The organism is Shewanella sp. A32 (assembly GCF_029167175.1).
In the GTDB taxonomy this organism is placed as follows: Bacteria; Pseudomonadota; Gammaproteobacteria; order Enterobacterales; family Shewanellaceae; genus Shewanella; species Shewanella yunxiaonensis.
The window spans coordinates 55,274-70,839 of sequence record NZ_JARFTS010000019.1; the positions used below are offsets into that span (position 1 = coordinate 55,274).

The following is a 15,566-nucleotide window of genomic DNA, read 5'->3' on the forward strand; positions in this document are numbered from 1 at the left end:
TCAATAAGGGCTTAATGTGAAACACAGCAGTGAAGTGAAACAGCGGCTTCCCGGCAAGCTGGGATCAGAACTGCTGATCAATGTGACACCTACCGAAGCCCGAGTCGCGCTGGTGGAACACGGCGTGCTGCAGGAAGTGCACATTGAACGGCGCATGAAACGTGGCTTGGTTGGCAACATTTACAAAGGCAAAATCAGCCGGGTGTTGCCAGGGATGCAAGCCGCATTTGTCGATATCGGCCTAGATAAAGCCGCATTCCTACATGCCTCTGATATCTTTCCACATACCGAATGTGTTGCTGATGCCGAAAAAGGCAATTTTGTGGTGCGTAATATTGCCGAGCTGGTACGCCAGGGCCAGGACATCATGGTGCAGGTGGTAAAAGATCCATTGGGCACCAAAGGCGCACGATTAACCACAGATATCACTTTACCTTCTCGCTATCTGGTATTTATGCCGGGCTCCAGTCATGTGGGGGTATCGCAGCGGATTGAATCCGAAGACGAGCGCGCGCGTCTCAAGGAGATTGCATTGCCGTTCGTCGACGCTGATGGCGGTTTTATTATCCGCACCGCAGCAGAGGGCGTAGGCGCAGAAGAATTAGCGCAGGATGCCGCATTTTTGCGGCGGGTGTGGGCCAAAGTCAGTGAGCGTCGTAAACGCCAAGGGGCCACTTTACTGTATCAGGACTTGGCCTTGCCAGTGCGGATTGTCCGGGATTTTGTCGGAGTGGATCTAGACTCGGTGCAAGTGGACTCACAAAGCACGTATGAAGAATTGCTGCAGTTTGCCCAAGAATTTATGCCCGATGTGGCGGGCAAGATTGAGCATTACAGCGGTCCAGCAGCCATTTTCGATCTTTATGATGTAGAAAATGAGATCCAGCGGGCGCTGGAGCGCAAAGTCGAGCTTAAATCCGGTGGTTATCTGATCATCGATCAGACCGAAGCGATGACGACAGTAGATATCAACACCGGCGGTTTTGTGGGGCATCGCAATCTGGAAGAAACCATCTTTAATACCAATCTCGAAGCCACTCAGGCCATCGCTCGTCAGCTGCGTCTGCGAAATCTGGGGGGCATCATCATTATCGACTTTATTGATATGATGAAAGAGGAACACAAACAGCGGGTGCTTAGTAGCCTGACCTCTGCACTCAGCGCCGACAGAGTGAAAACCAATATCTCTGGCTCTGGTTTTTCCGGTTTAGGACTGGTGGAAATGACCCGCAAACGTACCCGGGAAAGCCTGGAGCATGTTCTTTGCGGTGAGTGTCCGGCTTGTCGCGGTACCGGCACGATGAAAACGGTTGAAACCGTGTCCTTTGATATTTTCCGGGAAATTATCCGCTTGAATCGAACCTATCAGGCCGATGAGTTTCTTATCTATTGTGCGCCTGCGGTCTACGAAGTGTTGTCGGCAGACGAGGCACATACAGTCGCCGAGCTGGAAGTGTATATCGGTAAACGGGTACGTATTCAATGTGAACCCATGTATGTGCAGAGCAAATATGACGTGGTAATGGTGTAGTGAATTTACGCTTTAGCCCTTATAAGATTGGTCGTTTCTGTTGGCAAATGCTGGCGGTCTCACTGCTGCTGTTTGCTTTATTGGTGAGCTTGATCCGGGGGTTGTTGCCGCAATTGGATCAGGCTCGTCAGCAAGTTACCGCCTACATAGCGCAACACTACGGTGTCCGTGTCGAACTGGGGCAACTGTCGGCGCACTGGCAGGCTTATGGTCCATCGCTCACTATCGAAAAACTGGTATTGCCAAAACAGGAACATCTGCCAATCACGTTGGTGGTGCAGAATGTCCAAGTTAAATTAGATTTCTGGGAAACCCTGCTCACGGCCAAGCCGCAAGTGGAAAATGTCATCTTTGACGGGGTAAAACTGGCGCTCGACATGGATCAGTTGAATGCGGCCGCCGCGGACAATACGTCTCCCCAACATGGCGGCAATCTGGATTGGTTGTACTCTTTGCTGCTGGAACAACTGGAGCGCTTTTCCGTTGGTGATGCTACGGTGCAGCTGTTATCCAAAGAGATCCATTATCGGCCCATCCATATTGGCGATCTGCGCTGGCAGAATCATGGTCAATCGCATCAGGGCAGCGGCGCGCTGTATCTTGATGACTCACAACAGGCACAGCAACACCTGACTTTACGCATCGATTTGAATGGTGATGGTTATCAACCAGACACTATTCACGGTCAGGCTTATGTACAGGCACAATCACTGGATATTGGCCGCTGGGCGTCAGCGCAGCAAAGTAAACAACCGGGGTTAGCCGATATCCCGCTGGAAGGTGTGATCAACTTAGCGGGCTGGGTCGAGTTTGCCAACCGCTCGTTGCAGTCAGGATTAGTCCAATTTAGCCCATCTTGGTTTCAGTGGACCTTAGATAATCAGCAACAACGATTCGATATCGCCGGTGGCAGTATAAGCTGGCAACCGCAGCAAGGTGGCTGGCGGCTAGACAGTCACAATCTGCAACTCAAAACCAATGGCAAGTCCTGGCAACCGTTGCAACTCCAGCTGCAAAAGCAGCAGCAACAGTTTTTTGGGCAGCTGAGTCAAATACAGGTGGCGAACTTAATGCCGCTATTGCCGGTAGTGCCAGGTGTCGACAAAGCGATGCTGCAGCAAATCCAGGCGATGACCCCGCAGGGCAGTTTGGGCCCGCTGAACCTATACCGCGGTGCTGATGGCGACTTACAAGCAGCGTTGCCGGTACAAGGGCTTACCTGGAAAGCGGTCAGCGAGATCCCGGGGATTGCGCCGCTGGACTTACGCCTCAGCTGGCGGAATGGTTATCTCAATGCGGACTTACCATCGCAGCATTATCAGCTGGAGATTCCCAAAGAGTTTAAGGCGCCGTTGGCGTTTGACGGCGCAGCTTTCGCTGCCGGTTTTGATACCGATACGCTGCAATTATTTGTCTCAGATCTTCAGGTTAGCAATGAAGACCTGCAATTGGATACGTCACTGCGACTGGATTTACGTGATCAGGCCACCATGGCGTTGGCCGCAGCCGTGCAGTTACACAAGGTGGATAACGCCGGGCGGTATTTCCCACGACGGCAAATGGGTGAAGACCTGAGTCACTATCTGGAACAGGCGCTGAAAGCCGGTCACAGTGACAACGCTGCGGTGGTATGGCGCGGGCCTTTGGCTAACTTTCCCTTTGACGATCATAGTGGAATATTCCAGGCCGGTTTTACCATGGAAAACGGACGTTTTGCTTTTCAGCCAGACTGGCCAAGCACGAAAGATTTAACCATTGATGGCTTGTTTGAAAATGCCCGAATGGAGATCAAAGTGCTTGCGGGTAAGCTACAAAATATTGATATCAGTGGTGCCAACGTTAGTATCCCCAGCTTAGAAGTTCATAGTCATTTGCTCGTCGATGCTGATATCGCAGCCAAAGGCTGGGATATCGCGGCGGTGATGTTGAATTCACCATTAAAAGATAGCGTGGGCGCGACGTTGGATACGGTGAAAATTCAGGATAGCGTCAACGGTAAACTCAAACTGGATATTCCACTTTATGCCGGCGGCACGGCTGATATACAAGGACAGGTTGCATTTGCCGATACGCCGGTGTTCATCCGTAAGCCTGGGGTAAAACTCAATAAGGTCAACGGCATCGTCTCCTTCCATAACGAAGTGGTTACCGGTGAGGGCATTACCGCCCTGCTGTACGGTCAGCCAGCGACGATTACTTTTGATACCGGCAACCTTAATGACAAATTTGCGGTGAACGTTCACGCCAAAGGCAACTGGCAGTTGTCGCGGTTGCCGCCGGAACTGGATAACCCGCTAGCACCTTTCTATCAAGGTAGCACCGCTTGGTCGGGGGCACTGCAACTGATTTTTGATGATGGCGGCTACACCTTACAGGCCAACGTGGATGCCGATTTGGCAAACACCGAGCTGACATTACCGGCACCTTTTGCAAAAGATAAAGGCGAGCCGCTGGCCTTGCAGGCAGAACTGCTGGGGGATGATCAGCAAGCGTCGTTGGGAATTCGCGTTGGCGATAAAGCGGAATTTTGGGGCGGCTTTGCTGCCGATTCCGGCAATCGATTGCAACATTATGATCTGTTGTTGGGGCGATTATTCCGTAGTGGTGATCAGTTAGTCAAAGATGGTGGCCAGTTGCGGCTCGACCTCGACAAAGTGGATTTTGCTCAGTGGTTGCCGGTCATTACTGCATTTACTGACACTAAACCCCAGGCGGCAGCATCAACTGCGACTGAGCCTCAGCGTGTGAACACCGCTGCGACTGCGGGGGATGAACAGCGCACAACCGAAGACGCAACGGATGTCGCTTTCTTCCCGCCACTGAAAGGCATTCAGGCGAAGATCAATGACTTGACCTTACTGGGGCAAAAATTTACCCAGTTACAAATGACCGCGCACCCGACAGACCAGTCATGGCAGTTTGAAGGATTGTCACCGGAGTTTTCTGGCAGTGTCGAAATTTTCCCGGACTGGTATCGTCAAGGTGTGAAACTCAAGGCGTCACGTTTGTATCTGAATCCACTGCACCCGATTGGCAGTGCTTCCGACATCAAAGAAGCGGCGACTGCGCAACAGCCTGATGATTTGCCGCCATTAGCCGTGGATGTGGATGATTTCCGTTTCCAGAATATTGCCCTGGGACATCTGGTGCTACAGAGTGCACCAGCGCCAAAAGGCTATCATATTCAAACGTTGTCCGTGTCCGCGCCACAAGGAAAGCTGGAAGGTCAGGGGGACTGGTTATCCACTGCCGGTGACAATCAGACCAAGGTGAACTTCAATATTGATTCCCCCAATTTTGAACAATTGGCGCAGCTGTTTGACGTTAATCCAGGGGTGAAAGATTCGCCGTTAAAAATGAAGGCGGCGTTGCAGTGGCACGGCGGCCCCGTCGATTTCAATCTGCCGACACTCAATGGTGATGTGCATTTTGAATTGGGTAAAGGCCATATGGAGCAAATCAGTGACAAAGGCGCCCGGATTTTCTCGTTGTTCAGCCTGGATTCGCTGCTACGTAAACTGTCACTGGATTTCTCCGATGTGTTTGGTAAAGGATTATATTTCAATACCTTTGGTGGTGATTTACGCATCGATAATGGGATGGTAAAAACCACTAACACCGAAATGGATGCCATTGCCGGTAATATGAAGGTGCGGGGCTATACTGACCTTAATACAGAAAGCCTTAACTATGATATCCGCTTTGCACCTAAGTTAGCCTCCAGCGTGCCGACCGTGGTATTGCTTAGTACCAGTGCCTGGACCATGGGCATTGGCGCTTTTGCGTTAACCAAGGTGTTAGAACCGGTGATTGAAGTGATCTCTGAAATACGTTTCCGGCTAACCGGCACCATGTCTGAACCTAAGCTGGAAGAGTTGGAGCGTAAGAGTAAAGAGATCGAAATTCCTAAAAGCGCGTTACCAGCTTCAGAACAGCCTGCCGCAAATGATGCTGCTGGCACGACTACGAAATCGCCTGCCCCAACAACATCTGCAGAGACTAAGCCGGCGGCCAGCGATAGCGCAGCCAAAACAACCGAATCATCCGAGACTACACCAACAGTAAAATCAGCCGAAGCGACCACTGATGCGAAACCGGCTGAAACAGAGAAACAGAACGGAACCTCCCCCACAACACCTAAAACATCCGAACCGATCCAAAAGTCCACAGAGGAACCCGCAGATGCAGGTAAATCTTCTTCAGTGTCAGAGCAGTCGCAAGCCCGCAGAGAATTTGGCGTTTATCAACTCGCAGCTTGAGCAATTGCCGCGACAGCCCGGCGAGCCACAGTTGGTCGTGTTGCCTGAATGTGCCTTGTTGTTCGGTGGTCATGAAGGTGAGCAGTTGGCCTTTGCGGGTAAGGGTGATGAAACACCCCTGCAACAACAGTTAGCGGCATTAGCGGCAAAGCATCAGGTGTATCTTGCTGCCGGCACCATTCCTGTCGCCAGTGGCGATGGTCGGGTTTACAGTCGCACTTACCTGTTCGATGATAAAGGACAAGTGTTGGGTGACTATGACAAACTGCATCTGTTTGATGTTGATATCAGTGATAACACCCGTAATTACCGGGAGAGCGATACCTTCTGTCCCGGCAATCGGGTCTGTGTGGTCGATACCCCCTTTGGTCGTATCGGCTTGTCAGTGTGCTACGATTTGCGCTTTCCCGATCTTTACCGGGCATTGCGTCAGGCGGGCGCGCAGATCATACTGGTGCCAGCAGCTTTTACCCGAGTCACTGGGGCGGCCCATTGGGAAGTGTTGTTGCGGGCGCGGGCAATTGAAACGCAGTGTTATGTGTTGGCTGCGGCGCAATGGGGTAGTCATAACCAAGGTGGTCGCGAAACTTGGGGGCAGAGCATGATCGTCGACCCTTGGGGGCGGATTGTGGCACAGTTACCAGAGAACACCGGTTGGGTGCAGGCACGGCTGGATATGGACGAGCTGCAAAAAATCCGCAGTAACATGCCGGTATCACAACACAATCGATTTTCGCTGCCGGCGTTGTTGCCGCCAGCCAAGCATTAACCAGGAATACGGGCTGAGGCCCATTGAGAGAGCATACATGTCATTGTTAACCCAGGTAGGACAAAGTTTGCTGCAGCAGGGACTGACACTGGAAGACCTGCACCGCTATCTTGAGCGCATTCACCGGCATCAGGTTGATTTTGCTGATCTTTATTTTCAGGGCAGCCGTCACGAGTCTTGGGTACTGGAAGATGACATTGTCAAAGAGGGCAGCTTCCACATCGAACGTGGCGTCGGGGTTCGGGCTATTACCGGTGAAAAAACGGGATTTGCCTATGCTGACGATATCACACCGGCGGCTTTGAATGCCTCTGTGGAAGCCGCTCGAGGCATCGCGCAAAGTGGTGGCAAAGGCAAAGTGCATGCCTGGAAGCGTCGCGGCGTGAAGTCACTGTACCAAAGCGAAGACCCGATTGCGGCAATGACTGAAGCCCCTAAGATCCAGTTGTTAAAGCAGGCCGATGCCTATGTACGCAGTCTTGACCCGCGGATTATCCAAGTGGTGATCAGCCTTTCCGGGGTCTATGAAGAGATCCTGGTCGCGGCCAGTGATGGTACCCTGGCGGCCGATATTCGACCATTAGTGCGTTTTAACTGTTCAGTGATCCTGGAAGAAAATGGTCGGCGTGAACGCGGTGGCTCCGGTGGCGGTGGTCGTCATGATTATCAGGCGTTGATGGTAGATGGTGACGATGGTCTGCCAGTGTGTTTTGCCTTTGCCCGCGAAGCGGTGCGTCAGGCGCAGGTCAATCTTAATGCCGTCGACGCGCCTGCCGGTGAAATGCCGGTAGTTCTTGGCCCAGGCTGGCCTGGGGTGTTGCTGCATGAAGCAGTAGGGCACGGCCTGGAAGGCGATTTTAACCGTAAAGGTAGCAGCGCCTTTAGTGGCCGCATTGGGCAGCAGGTGGCATCGCCATTAGTCACGGTTGTTGATGATGGCACTATGGCCAATCGTCGCGGCTCGCTCACTATTGATGATGAAGGCACGCCAACACATCGTACCGTATTGATTGAAAACGGCATTCTGAAAGGCTATATGCAGGACAAACTCAATGCACGACTGATGGGACAACAGCCGACAGGCAATGGTCGTCGTGAGTCTTATGCGAATCTGCCAATGCCACGCATGACCAACACATATATGCTGGCGGGCGAATCGGATCCGGCTGAGATTATTCGCTCGGTTGAAAAAGGTATCTATGCGCCTAATTTTGGTGGTGGTCAGGTCGACATTACCTCCGGGAAGTTTGTGTTTTCCGCCTCCGAGGCCTATCTCATCGAAAAAGGTGAGATCACCCACGCGATTAAAGGTGCCACTCTCATTGGCAATGGGCCGGAAGCGATGGGGCAAATCTCCATGGTGGGCAATGACCTGTCGCTGGACAAAGGTGTCGGTGTCTGTGGTAAGGATGGTCAGAGCGTTCCGGTAGGGGTTGGTCAGCCAACACTGAAATTGGATCGACTCACCGTCGGTGGCACTGCTTAATTTGGATGCGTCTGCAGCCGGTAGCATGGCTGCGGCTTAAATGTTATCATTCGACAAGGAGTTAGAGTATTTACTCTAGAGGTGTCAATGAAGAGATTGCGATTCGTCTGGCTGCTGTTGTGGCCATTGGCGCTGCCGTCAGTTTTTGCTGAAGATTTCAGTTTTGACAGTGCCTGGCAGCGCCTGCTTAACGTCAGCGATAAACTTGCTGCCGATAATCAGCAGTTGCAGCGAGCCGAGGCCGAGCAGGATGCTGCCACCGGTCTCTATCTGCCTTCGCTCAGTATCAACGGCAGTTATACCCACATGCAGCAGCCGATAGAACTGGATTTGCGCAAACTCAACCCGCTTGCTTCCCTCGATGTCTCTTCGCTTCCCAGCGAATACGCTGCGATCCTCAGTGCCATTCCCAGCTCAATGTTTGTTACCCCATTTACTGAGCAGGATGTATTTAATGCCAGCTTGCAGGCGATGTGGCCGATTTACACTGGCGGACAGATAACGGCCGCACAGGGAATTCAAAAGGCCAAAGTCGCGGAAGAACAACAACAGCAAGAACTCAGTCGGCGTGAATTGTTTACCACCCTGGTTGACCGCTACTACGCCGTCAGCGTGGCTGGCGCGCTGGTACAAACCCAGCAGCAACTGGTCGATTCTCTGCAGCAGCACTACCAACATGCATTAAAGTTGGAACAGCAGGGGCAGATTGCCAAGGTGGAACGGCTGAATGCTCAGGTGGCGCTGGACGATGCCCAAGTGACGCTTGGCAGTGTGAAGCGGCAGTATGAAATGGCGCGTATTGCCTTGTCGCGGTTGCTACATGACGCAGATGCCAGCATCAGTTCGCCAATGTTTGTGTTGCAAACACCGTTATCACTGCCACAGTTGACAGAGTTAACGCTACAGCAGCACCCAGCACTGAAGCTACTGAATGCCAAAGAACAGCAGGCCAAAGGCTTGATTGATCTTGAAAAAGGCAAATACAAGCCCACGGTTTATCTATACGGTAATTACACGCTGTATGAAGATGACTCCTTACTGTCACAGATGACGCCCGACTGGATGGTGGGGGTCGGCGTGAAAGTGCCATTACTTACTCGCGAAGGGCTCAGCGGCAAGGTACAGGCCGCAAAAAGTGCTTTATTGCAGGCACGTTATACCCGTGCGCAAACTACCCAGGACCTGAGTTTATTGGTGGACCAGAGTTACCGGCAGATGTTGCAGGCGCAAGAAGAGATCAATGCCCTCGAGAGCTCTAAAGCGTTGGCCGAGGAAAATCTTAAACTGCGGGAACTTGCGTTCAGTCAGGGATTATCCACCTCGCTGGAGCGGGTCGACGCAGAAATCAAACTCAGCGCCGTCAAAACTAAGGAATTAGCGGCACATTATCGTTATCTGCAGGCTTATGCACGCTTGATGGCAGTCAGCGGACAACTGGATGAATTTATCGGACACAGTAAGCAGCAGGAGACAGGTCATGCGGGTTAATCCTTTACTGGCAACAGTGACACTGGCGGCAGTGGCAGCCGCACTGATTTATGGACTAATCCTCGCCTATAGCCCTAAACCCCATCTGTTACAGGGGCAGATTGAAGCGCGCGAATACAATGTGTCCTCAAAGGTTGCTGGTCGTGTGGAGCAGGTGTTAGTCCGCAAAGGTGATGAAGTGGCCGCAGGGGATCTGCTTTTTGCCATTGATAGCCCAGAGCTCAACGCCAAACTGACCCAGGCCAGTGGCGCCCTCGATGCAGCCAAGGCAATGCAGCAAGAGGCCGATAATGGTGCCCGTAAGCAACAGATTGCCGCCGCGAAAGAACAATGGCTCAAAGCCAAAGCTGCCAGCGAGTTGGCGAAAACGACTTATGATCGCGTTGAAAATCTGTTTAACGGTGGTGTACTGGCAAGGCAAAAACGCGATGAAGCCTTTACCCAGTGGCAAGCCGCCAAATATACCGAGCAAGCCGCCAAGGCTATGTATGACATGGCGGCTGAAGGTGCGCGTGATGAACAGAAAGCTGCGGCTGCGGGGAATGCCAAACGTGCCGCCGGTGCGGTGCAGGAGGTCAATGCAGTACTGGCCGACAGTCAGATGAAGGCGCCCAAAGCCGGTGAAATTACCGATGTGTTACTGCAACCTGGCGAACTGGCACCTACCGGCTTCCCAGTGGTGACACTGGTGGATATGCGTGACAGTTGGGCGGTATTTCAGGTTCGCGAAGATCAGTTGGCCCAGTTCCATAAAGGCGATAAAAAACAGTTACGGATCCCGGCGTTGGGTAAGGATTACCAATATCAGGTGAGCTATATCAGCGTGTTGGGGGATTTTGCTACCTGGCGTGCCACTGAAAGCGGTCACGATTTTGATATGCGTACTTTCGAAGTCGAACTGCGTCCTACCCAACCGATCCCTGATCTGCGAGTGGGAATGTCGGTGCTGCTGGCCGGAGATAAGTAATGTGGCAGTTGCTGCAACGGGAATTTCAGGCCCTGCAGCGTGATGGCTGGCAGTTGGCCTTGATAAGTTACGTTCCATTGCTGGGATTTCTGTTTCTGTGGTGGTTGTTTTCTGCCGCCTTGCCACGGCAATTGCCGGTCGCCTTGGTCGATGAAGACCACTCCAGTGTCAGCCGCGAGTTAGGCCGTTATATTGATGCTAACTCGGTGACTGAACCTATTGCTTACACGGATTTGCAAGCAGCTGTGGCAGCCATGCGTAGCGGCGAAGTATTTGCCGTAGTGCGGCTGCCATACGCACTACAACATGACCTGCTAACGGGACACAAACCTACCATCGACCTGCGTTACAACGGCCAGTTTTTGCTGGTGGGTAAGTTGTTATCCAGTCAGTTGCAGTTAACGCTGGCAGATGGACTGCAACAACTTGCCAGATTGAAGTTGCTCGCGGCAGGGGTTAATCCCGCGCAGGTAGCGGTGCGGTTGACGCCGGTCGCCACGCAAAATACCGCACTGTTCAACCGCAATATGAATTATGTGGGATTCCTGGTGCCGCCCATGCTGATCGCATTGTGGCAATTGGTGGCAATGCTTTGTTATGCCAATAGTCTTAGCCGAGAGCTGCGCGAGCAATCGCTGGCAGACTGTTATCGGCTGGGATTGCTGCGAGTATTGGCCGCTAAATGGCTGTTCTATACCCCGTTGATGCTACTCCACGGTATGCTGCTGTTGGTGATGATGTACGGTTATCTGGGATTGCCGATTGCCGGTAACTTGCTGTGGTTACTGCCCGCACAGTTGATCATGTTGCTTGCTGTTTGGTTGTGGGTACAGGCGATGTTTTTTGTTATGGCTGACAGTGCGCGGATCATCAGTATGTGCAGCGGGCTGTTTGCACCGGCATTTGCGTTTATGGGCATCACCTTTCCCACATCGAATATGCCGCTGGTGGCACAGTGGTGGCGCGCATTAATTCCCTCCAGCCATTACATTGAAACGCATATTGCGTTGGTGAGTCACGGCCAGGGACTGCTTACTGTGCTGCAGCAAAGCCGCAGTTATCTCGGTTTTTTACTGTTGCTGCTGCCCGCCTGGTATTTTGCCCGTCGTTACGGCCGCACGCTGCTGCCTGAACGTCAAACCTCCGGAGCACCGCTATGAGTTGGTGGCGCTGGATTGGGCTCGATTTACTGTCGGTGATGAAAGACCGCGCCATCGCGCTAACATTGTTCGGTGGCATCAGTTTTTACGCCATCTTATATGCGTCTCCCTACCTTAATAACGTGCCAACGGCGCAGGCATTGGTCGTGGTGGATTTGGATCATTCTTCATTATCGCGGCAGATGATCCGTCATGCCGACGCTAATCCGGGGATCTCCGTGAAGGGGTATGCAGGTTCTATCGATGACGCCCGCCAATGGCTGGAGGATGGTCGCGCCAGCAGTATTCTGGTGATCCCGGAAGATTTCCGTCATAAATTGCTGCGTGGCAACCAAGTTACCCTTGGTTACGGTGGTGATGCCAGTTACTTTCTGATCTATTCCGCCGTAGTGCAGGGGCTAACGCAGGCGGGGTTAGACATCGCACACAAAGTGCAATTACGTGGCTTGTTGGCACAAGGGACTAACCCAACCAAAGCGGAAAAGAGCCTGGACGCCATCGCACTGAATGCCGTGCCGGTATTTAATAAAGGCCTTGGCTATCCGGCTTACGTGATCCCGGGGTTGTTCTTATTGATCCTGCATCAGACACTATTGATCGGCACCGGTATTTTAGGCGCGGGTCAGTGGCGACGCTCAGGTTACTGGCACCAGCTGAGCCCATTGGGCATAGTGTTATGCCGCATCGGCTCCTTCACCCTACTGTATTGTGTGTTCAGTGCTCTATATATCGGCTGGTGCTACTACCTGTATGGTGTCGGGCTACTGGCCTCGCTTGGTCAGGTATTGTTGCTGATGCTGCCATTTTTGCTGGCAACCGCCTGTTGTGGCGTGGCCTTAAGCACCCTGTTTAATCGCCGCGATCTGCCAACGCAGATATTGGTGCTGTCTTCGATGCCAATCCTGTTTGCCAGTGGCTTTGTCTGGCCGCTAACGCTCATCCCAGAACCGTTGATCTGGGTATCACAACTGGTGCCCGCGGTGCCGGGCATCATGGGCATGTTGCAACTGAATCAGATGGGCGCTGATTGGAGTCAGGTTCTGCCGCGCTGGTTGCAATTGTGGGCCTTGTTATTGTTGTATCTGCCGCTTGCCTGGTGGGGGGTAAAACGCCGCTTGCAGCAATTGCCGCAAGTGAATGCGTGAACGTGTTCAACAATGATTTCGAGATAAGCTTTGGAAGGGTGAGAGTTAGTTTATTAAATCGCTTTTGGACAAAAGCGTGTTAGGACGTCGGCTTTATCAGGTGAATTTCGTATAAAAATATCTATTGGTTAACGCTTTGTTAAGGGTGCAGCAACGCAATAAATGACTGTCTGCACAACACCTTAAACACAGAACTCACTACAAACTAAAAATACCAAGCGTTGCAAGTCCCACTTTAACAACTTGTTAGCATTCTGTCTTATAGTTAAATCTCTGCTCCGATCTCTACGCATGCGGTTCTTAACTTTTGTATGTAATCAATAAGCACTTCATCCCTAATAGACTCAAAATTTGTGCCTTTGTATGAAAAGTCATCAAAAGCAATGCTATGAATTGTCGTTCCATCGAAGGCAAATGAATACATCGGCTTAACTAAACTTATATGCTTTGAAGTATTTACAAATGCATTAATATAAAGATATTCATCAGAGGTTATTAAATTTTCAAACTTTTCCTTGATCTTAGATTGCTTCATGGCATGAAGAACAGTAGAAACCGATATTTGATGAATATTTTTAGCTGGCAGTTGAAGGTATATGGCCAATATTTGAGCAAGTGTTTCAGGTAGGCTGTGAACTATCATTGCAGCTGACACAATCGATATTTCTCTCTTAGCTTTAGCTGAATGAAATTCTGGAAAAGGCACATTATTAACCAATTTATTTATTAGGGTTATATAGTTATCAAGGCTACAATCACTGAACTTTTCAAAACATATATATGCTTCATTTAAGTGAAATCCGACGGCTTTACCTTTCCAATCGAACGCATTCATGTATTGATCTAACCGTTTATAATCGGTGTCGGATATCAGCTCTTGGATACGACTTTTTAAACTCTTAAAATCCCAAGTGACCATTGTTTCCTCTGCTGAGTGCTAACGCCGCATTAAGGGGTGAACAACGCTGCCACCTGACCTAAATATTTATGCTGTAAACACTAAAGCTAATTCAAACCGAAACTGCTAAGCGTTGCGAATCACTCTTAGATGCTTTGTCACAAATCTGAACTCTACAAGTTTTGGTTGGCAATTTTGTCCATAAAACCAGAGACTAGAGCCAACGACTTTTTGCTTTGGCTAGCCTGCCTATACATACATGCAGCGCGTCCAAAACCCAAAGCAGGTTCTTTTTCCTCATGAAAAAAGAATGCGCTTGAACTAAATTCAAATAGAGTACCTGCTACATTACGACCTGCATTTTTGTTTGATACATCTTGCTGCTCTCTAGCGAAATCTGTAATTGCTTTTTGTATTTTCATGTCAAACAGACGCACATCGCTTGTTGCTGTAACAGTCCCCTCAGGCAAGAGTACATCAGTCACATCCAGTGCTATCAAGCCATACTTATTTTTACGATTTGCACCAATACGTGTATCTATCTGATTTGATGCTTCTTTCATACGAAAGGCTAATTTTTTCAAAGATTTTATACGTTTGCACTCTACATATAATCTGTCTTTACCAATAGTAACAACCACATCACAGTCATCCGTTAGGTCGACTTCATAGCCGCCTTTGAGAAACCTAGAGGCAATGTTTAGCTCAAACGCGAAATCTCTTGCAGGGTCATCATTTTGTCCTTTTTTGTTCTTTTTGATTGCTTCGGCACGTATGCTTTTACCAGACATGACATGCTTGATACGATCTTTTAAGCCTTCGTGTTTACCATCCTTAAAAGTATTCCACAAACGGATGATCTGGCACGCTTCGGTCGCTGCTTGCATAAAATGATAGAAATCATCAATTAAGTCTCGTTCCGTAGGTGCTTTTGCTCCGGGGTTTACAAATGTTTTTAGCTGCCGCTCGTAGTCGCCCATTCGAGTACTTTTGTATGGAAAACCTATCTCTTCTGATAACCATTGACATGCTTCTGAGAATTCTTTTTTACGATCTGTAAACTCTCCGTGATACGTTGCAGTTTTACTTATTTCTAACGTTGAGATACTCATAACTCTCCGAACTCATTTGATTTATAACGCCCCACACAGTTGCCGACGAATAAGCACGGTGTGTTTTGGCGGTCCCGGCAACCAACGGGAGCGACTGCTGCGGATTGTTAAATGAATGCACTTAGGTCGATAGGCGACCAGCAGCGTAGCCGACTCCAGTAGCCCAGGTTGTTTCGAACACTGAACTAAGAAGAATACGAGCACGAGCTTTTAATGTTTTTACCATAGACACCTCCCCATTGTTGTCTGCTGTGGTTGATAGAACCAGTTGGATACTTACGTACCGAATAAGCACAAAAATAAGGGCTATGGAGCCAACAAACGCCCAAGGAATCGAACCTTGGCCTATCTCCCCTATCAGCCTAAATACACTCAAAGTTAAGTTATATTACCACCACTGAATCGCCACCGTTATTACAGTCACTCTGTAACATTACTAAAATTTGGTCAATCGGTGTGTGTCAAACTAAGCTTGTGTAATAGCCCCCAATTAAAACGGACACTCATTAGTTAAGCGATAGGCTTAGACCTATCTTTAAGGAGTGTCTATGGAACGTATTGAAATTATTACTGGCGAACAACGTCGCCGTCGTTATACTCCGCAAGAAAAAGCAAAGTTCGTTGCCATGACTATGCAGCCGGGCTATTCGGTTTCGCTGGTTGCCAGGCAAAATGGCATAACCCCGAGTCTATTGTTTAAGTGGAAAAAGCTCATGCAAGATGGTGGTATGTCTGCTATCCAGTCTGGTGA

At 50.3% G+C, this 15,566-nt stretch carries 11 protein-coding genes; 9 read left to right on the top strand and 2 right to left on the bottom strand.

Going from position 1 to position 15,566, the window contains the following annotated elements; all coding sequences use genetic code 11:
- Positions 1 to 58: 58 nt before the first annotated feature.
- The 8 genes from rng to PY479_RS13315 all read left to right on the top strand — a co-directional run bounded on the left by rng (position 59) and on the right by PY479_RS13315 (position 12,805).
- Positions 59 to 1,531, top strand: a complete 1,473-nt coding sequence (gene rng / locus PY479_RS13280; protein WP_275484073.1) for a ribonuclease G — start codon at positions 59 to 61, stop codon at positions 1,529 to 1,531.
- On the top strand, positions 1,531 to 5,790 hold the full coding sequence (locus PY479_RS13285) for a YhdP family protein (protein ID WP_275484062.1): 4,260 nt from the start codon (positions 1,531 to 1,533) through the stop codon (positions 5,788 to 5,790). Before rng ends, PY479_RS13285 begins: the two co-directional genes overlap by 1 nt.
- Positions 5,714 to 6,559 carry a carbon-nitrogen hydrolase family protein gene (locus PY479_RS13290; RefSeq protein WP_275484063.1) on the top strand — a complete coding sequence of 282 codons (846 nt, stop codon included), beginning with the start codon at positions 5,714 to 5,716 and terminating at the stop codon, positions 6,557 to 6,559. Before PY479_RS13285 ends, PY479_RS13290 begins: the two co-directional genes overlap by 77 nt.
- A 37-nt stretch (positions 6,560 to 6,596) precedes the next feature.
- Positions 6,597 to 8,045, top strand: a complete 1,449-nt coding sequence (gene tldD / locus PY479_RS13295; protein WP_275484064.1) for a metalloprotease TldD — start codon at positions 6,597 to 6,599, stop codon at positions 8,043 to 8,045.
- A gap of 87 nt (positions 8,046 to 8,132) precedes the next feature.
- Complete coding sequence (locus PY479_RS13300) at positions 8,133 to 9,533, top strand: TolC family protein (RefSeq protein WP_275484065.1); 1,401 nt, start codon at positions 8,133 to 8,135, stop codon at positions 9,531 to 9,533.
- Positions 9,523 to 10,500, top strand: a complete 978-nt coding sequence (locus tag PY479_RS13305) for an efflux RND transporter periplasmic adaptor subunit (protein WP_275484066.1) — start codon at positions 9,523 to 9,525, stop codon at positions 10,498 to 10,500. The genes PY479_RS13300 and PY479_RS13305 overlap by 11 nt, the downstream gene beginning before the upstream one ends.
- A complete protein-coding gene (locus PY479_RS13310) occupies positions 10,500 to 11,660 on the top strand; it encodes an ABC transporter permease (protein WP_275484067.1) in 1,161 nt (386 codons plus the stop codon). The genes PY479_RS13305 and PY479_RS13310 overlap by 1 nt, the downstream gene beginning before the upstream one ends.
- A complete protein-coding gene (locus PY479_RS13315; protein WP_275484068.1) occupies positions 11,657 to 12,805 on the top strand; it encodes an ABC transporter permease in 1,149 nt (382 codons plus the stop codon). The genes PY479_RS13310 and PY479_RS13315 overlap by 4 nt, the downstream gene beginning before the upstream one ends.
- A gap of 265 nt (positions 12,806 to 13,070) precedes the next feature.
- Here the strand turns inward: PY479_RS13315 and PY479_RS13320 are convergent, their stop codons facing one another.
- Together PY479_RS13320 and PY479_RS13325 are read right to left on the bottom strand one after the other, a co-directional pair.
- Entirely contained in the window at positions 13,071 to 13,724 is a 654-nt protein-coding gene (locus PY479_RS13320) for a hypothetical protein (RefSeq protein WP_275484069.1), read from the bottom strand.
- A 152-nt stretch (positions 13,725 to 13,876) separates the two neighbouring features.
- A complete protein-coding gene (locus PY479_RS13325; protein WP_275484070.1) occupies positions 13,877 to 14,815 on the bottom strand; it encodes a hypothetical protein in 939 nt (312 codons plus the stop codon).
- Positions 14,816 to 15,363: 548 nt separating this feature from the next.
- Here PY479_RS13325 and PY479_RS13330 point away from each other — a divergent pair.
- The coding region (locus tag PY479_RS13330) for a transposase (protein WP_275484071.1) at positions 15,364 to 15,566 on the top strand (203 nt) is incomplete at its 3' end.

Bases quoted from the DNA above. Each gene is read 5' to 3' on its own strand.
- PY479_RS13290 (WP_275484063.1), top strand. From the start codon at position 5,714: ATGCAGGTAAATCTTCTTCAGTGTCAGAGCAGTCGCAAGCCCGCAGAG.
- tldD (WP_275484064.1), top strand. From the start codon at position 6,597: ATGTCATTGTTAACCCAGGTAGGACAAAGTTTGCTGCAGCAGGGACTG.
- PY479_RS13300 (WP_275484065.1), top strand. From the start codon at position 8,133: ATGAAGAGATTGCGATTCGTCTGGCTGCTGTTGTGGCCATTGGCGCTG.
- PY479_RS13305 (WP_275484066.1), top strand. From the start codon at position 9,523: ATGCGGGTTAATCCTTTACTGGCAACAGTGACACTGGCGGCAGTGGCA.
- PY479_RS13310 (WP_275484067.1), top strand. From the start codon at position 10,500: ATGTGGCAGTTGCTGCAACGGGAATTTCAGGCCCTGCAGCGTGATGGC.
- PY479_RS13315 (WP_275484068.1), top strand. From the start codon at position 11,657: ATGAGTTGGTGGCGCTGGATTGGGCTCGATTTACTGTCGGTGATGAAA.
- PY479_RS13320 (WP_275484069.1), bottom strand. From the start codon at position 13,724: ATGGTCACTTGGGATTTTAAGAGTTTAAAAAGTCGTATCCAAGAGCTG.
- PY479_RS13325 (WP_275484070.1), bottom strand. From the start codon at position 14,815: ATGAGTATCTCAACGTTAGAAATAAGTAAAACTGCAACGTATCACGGA.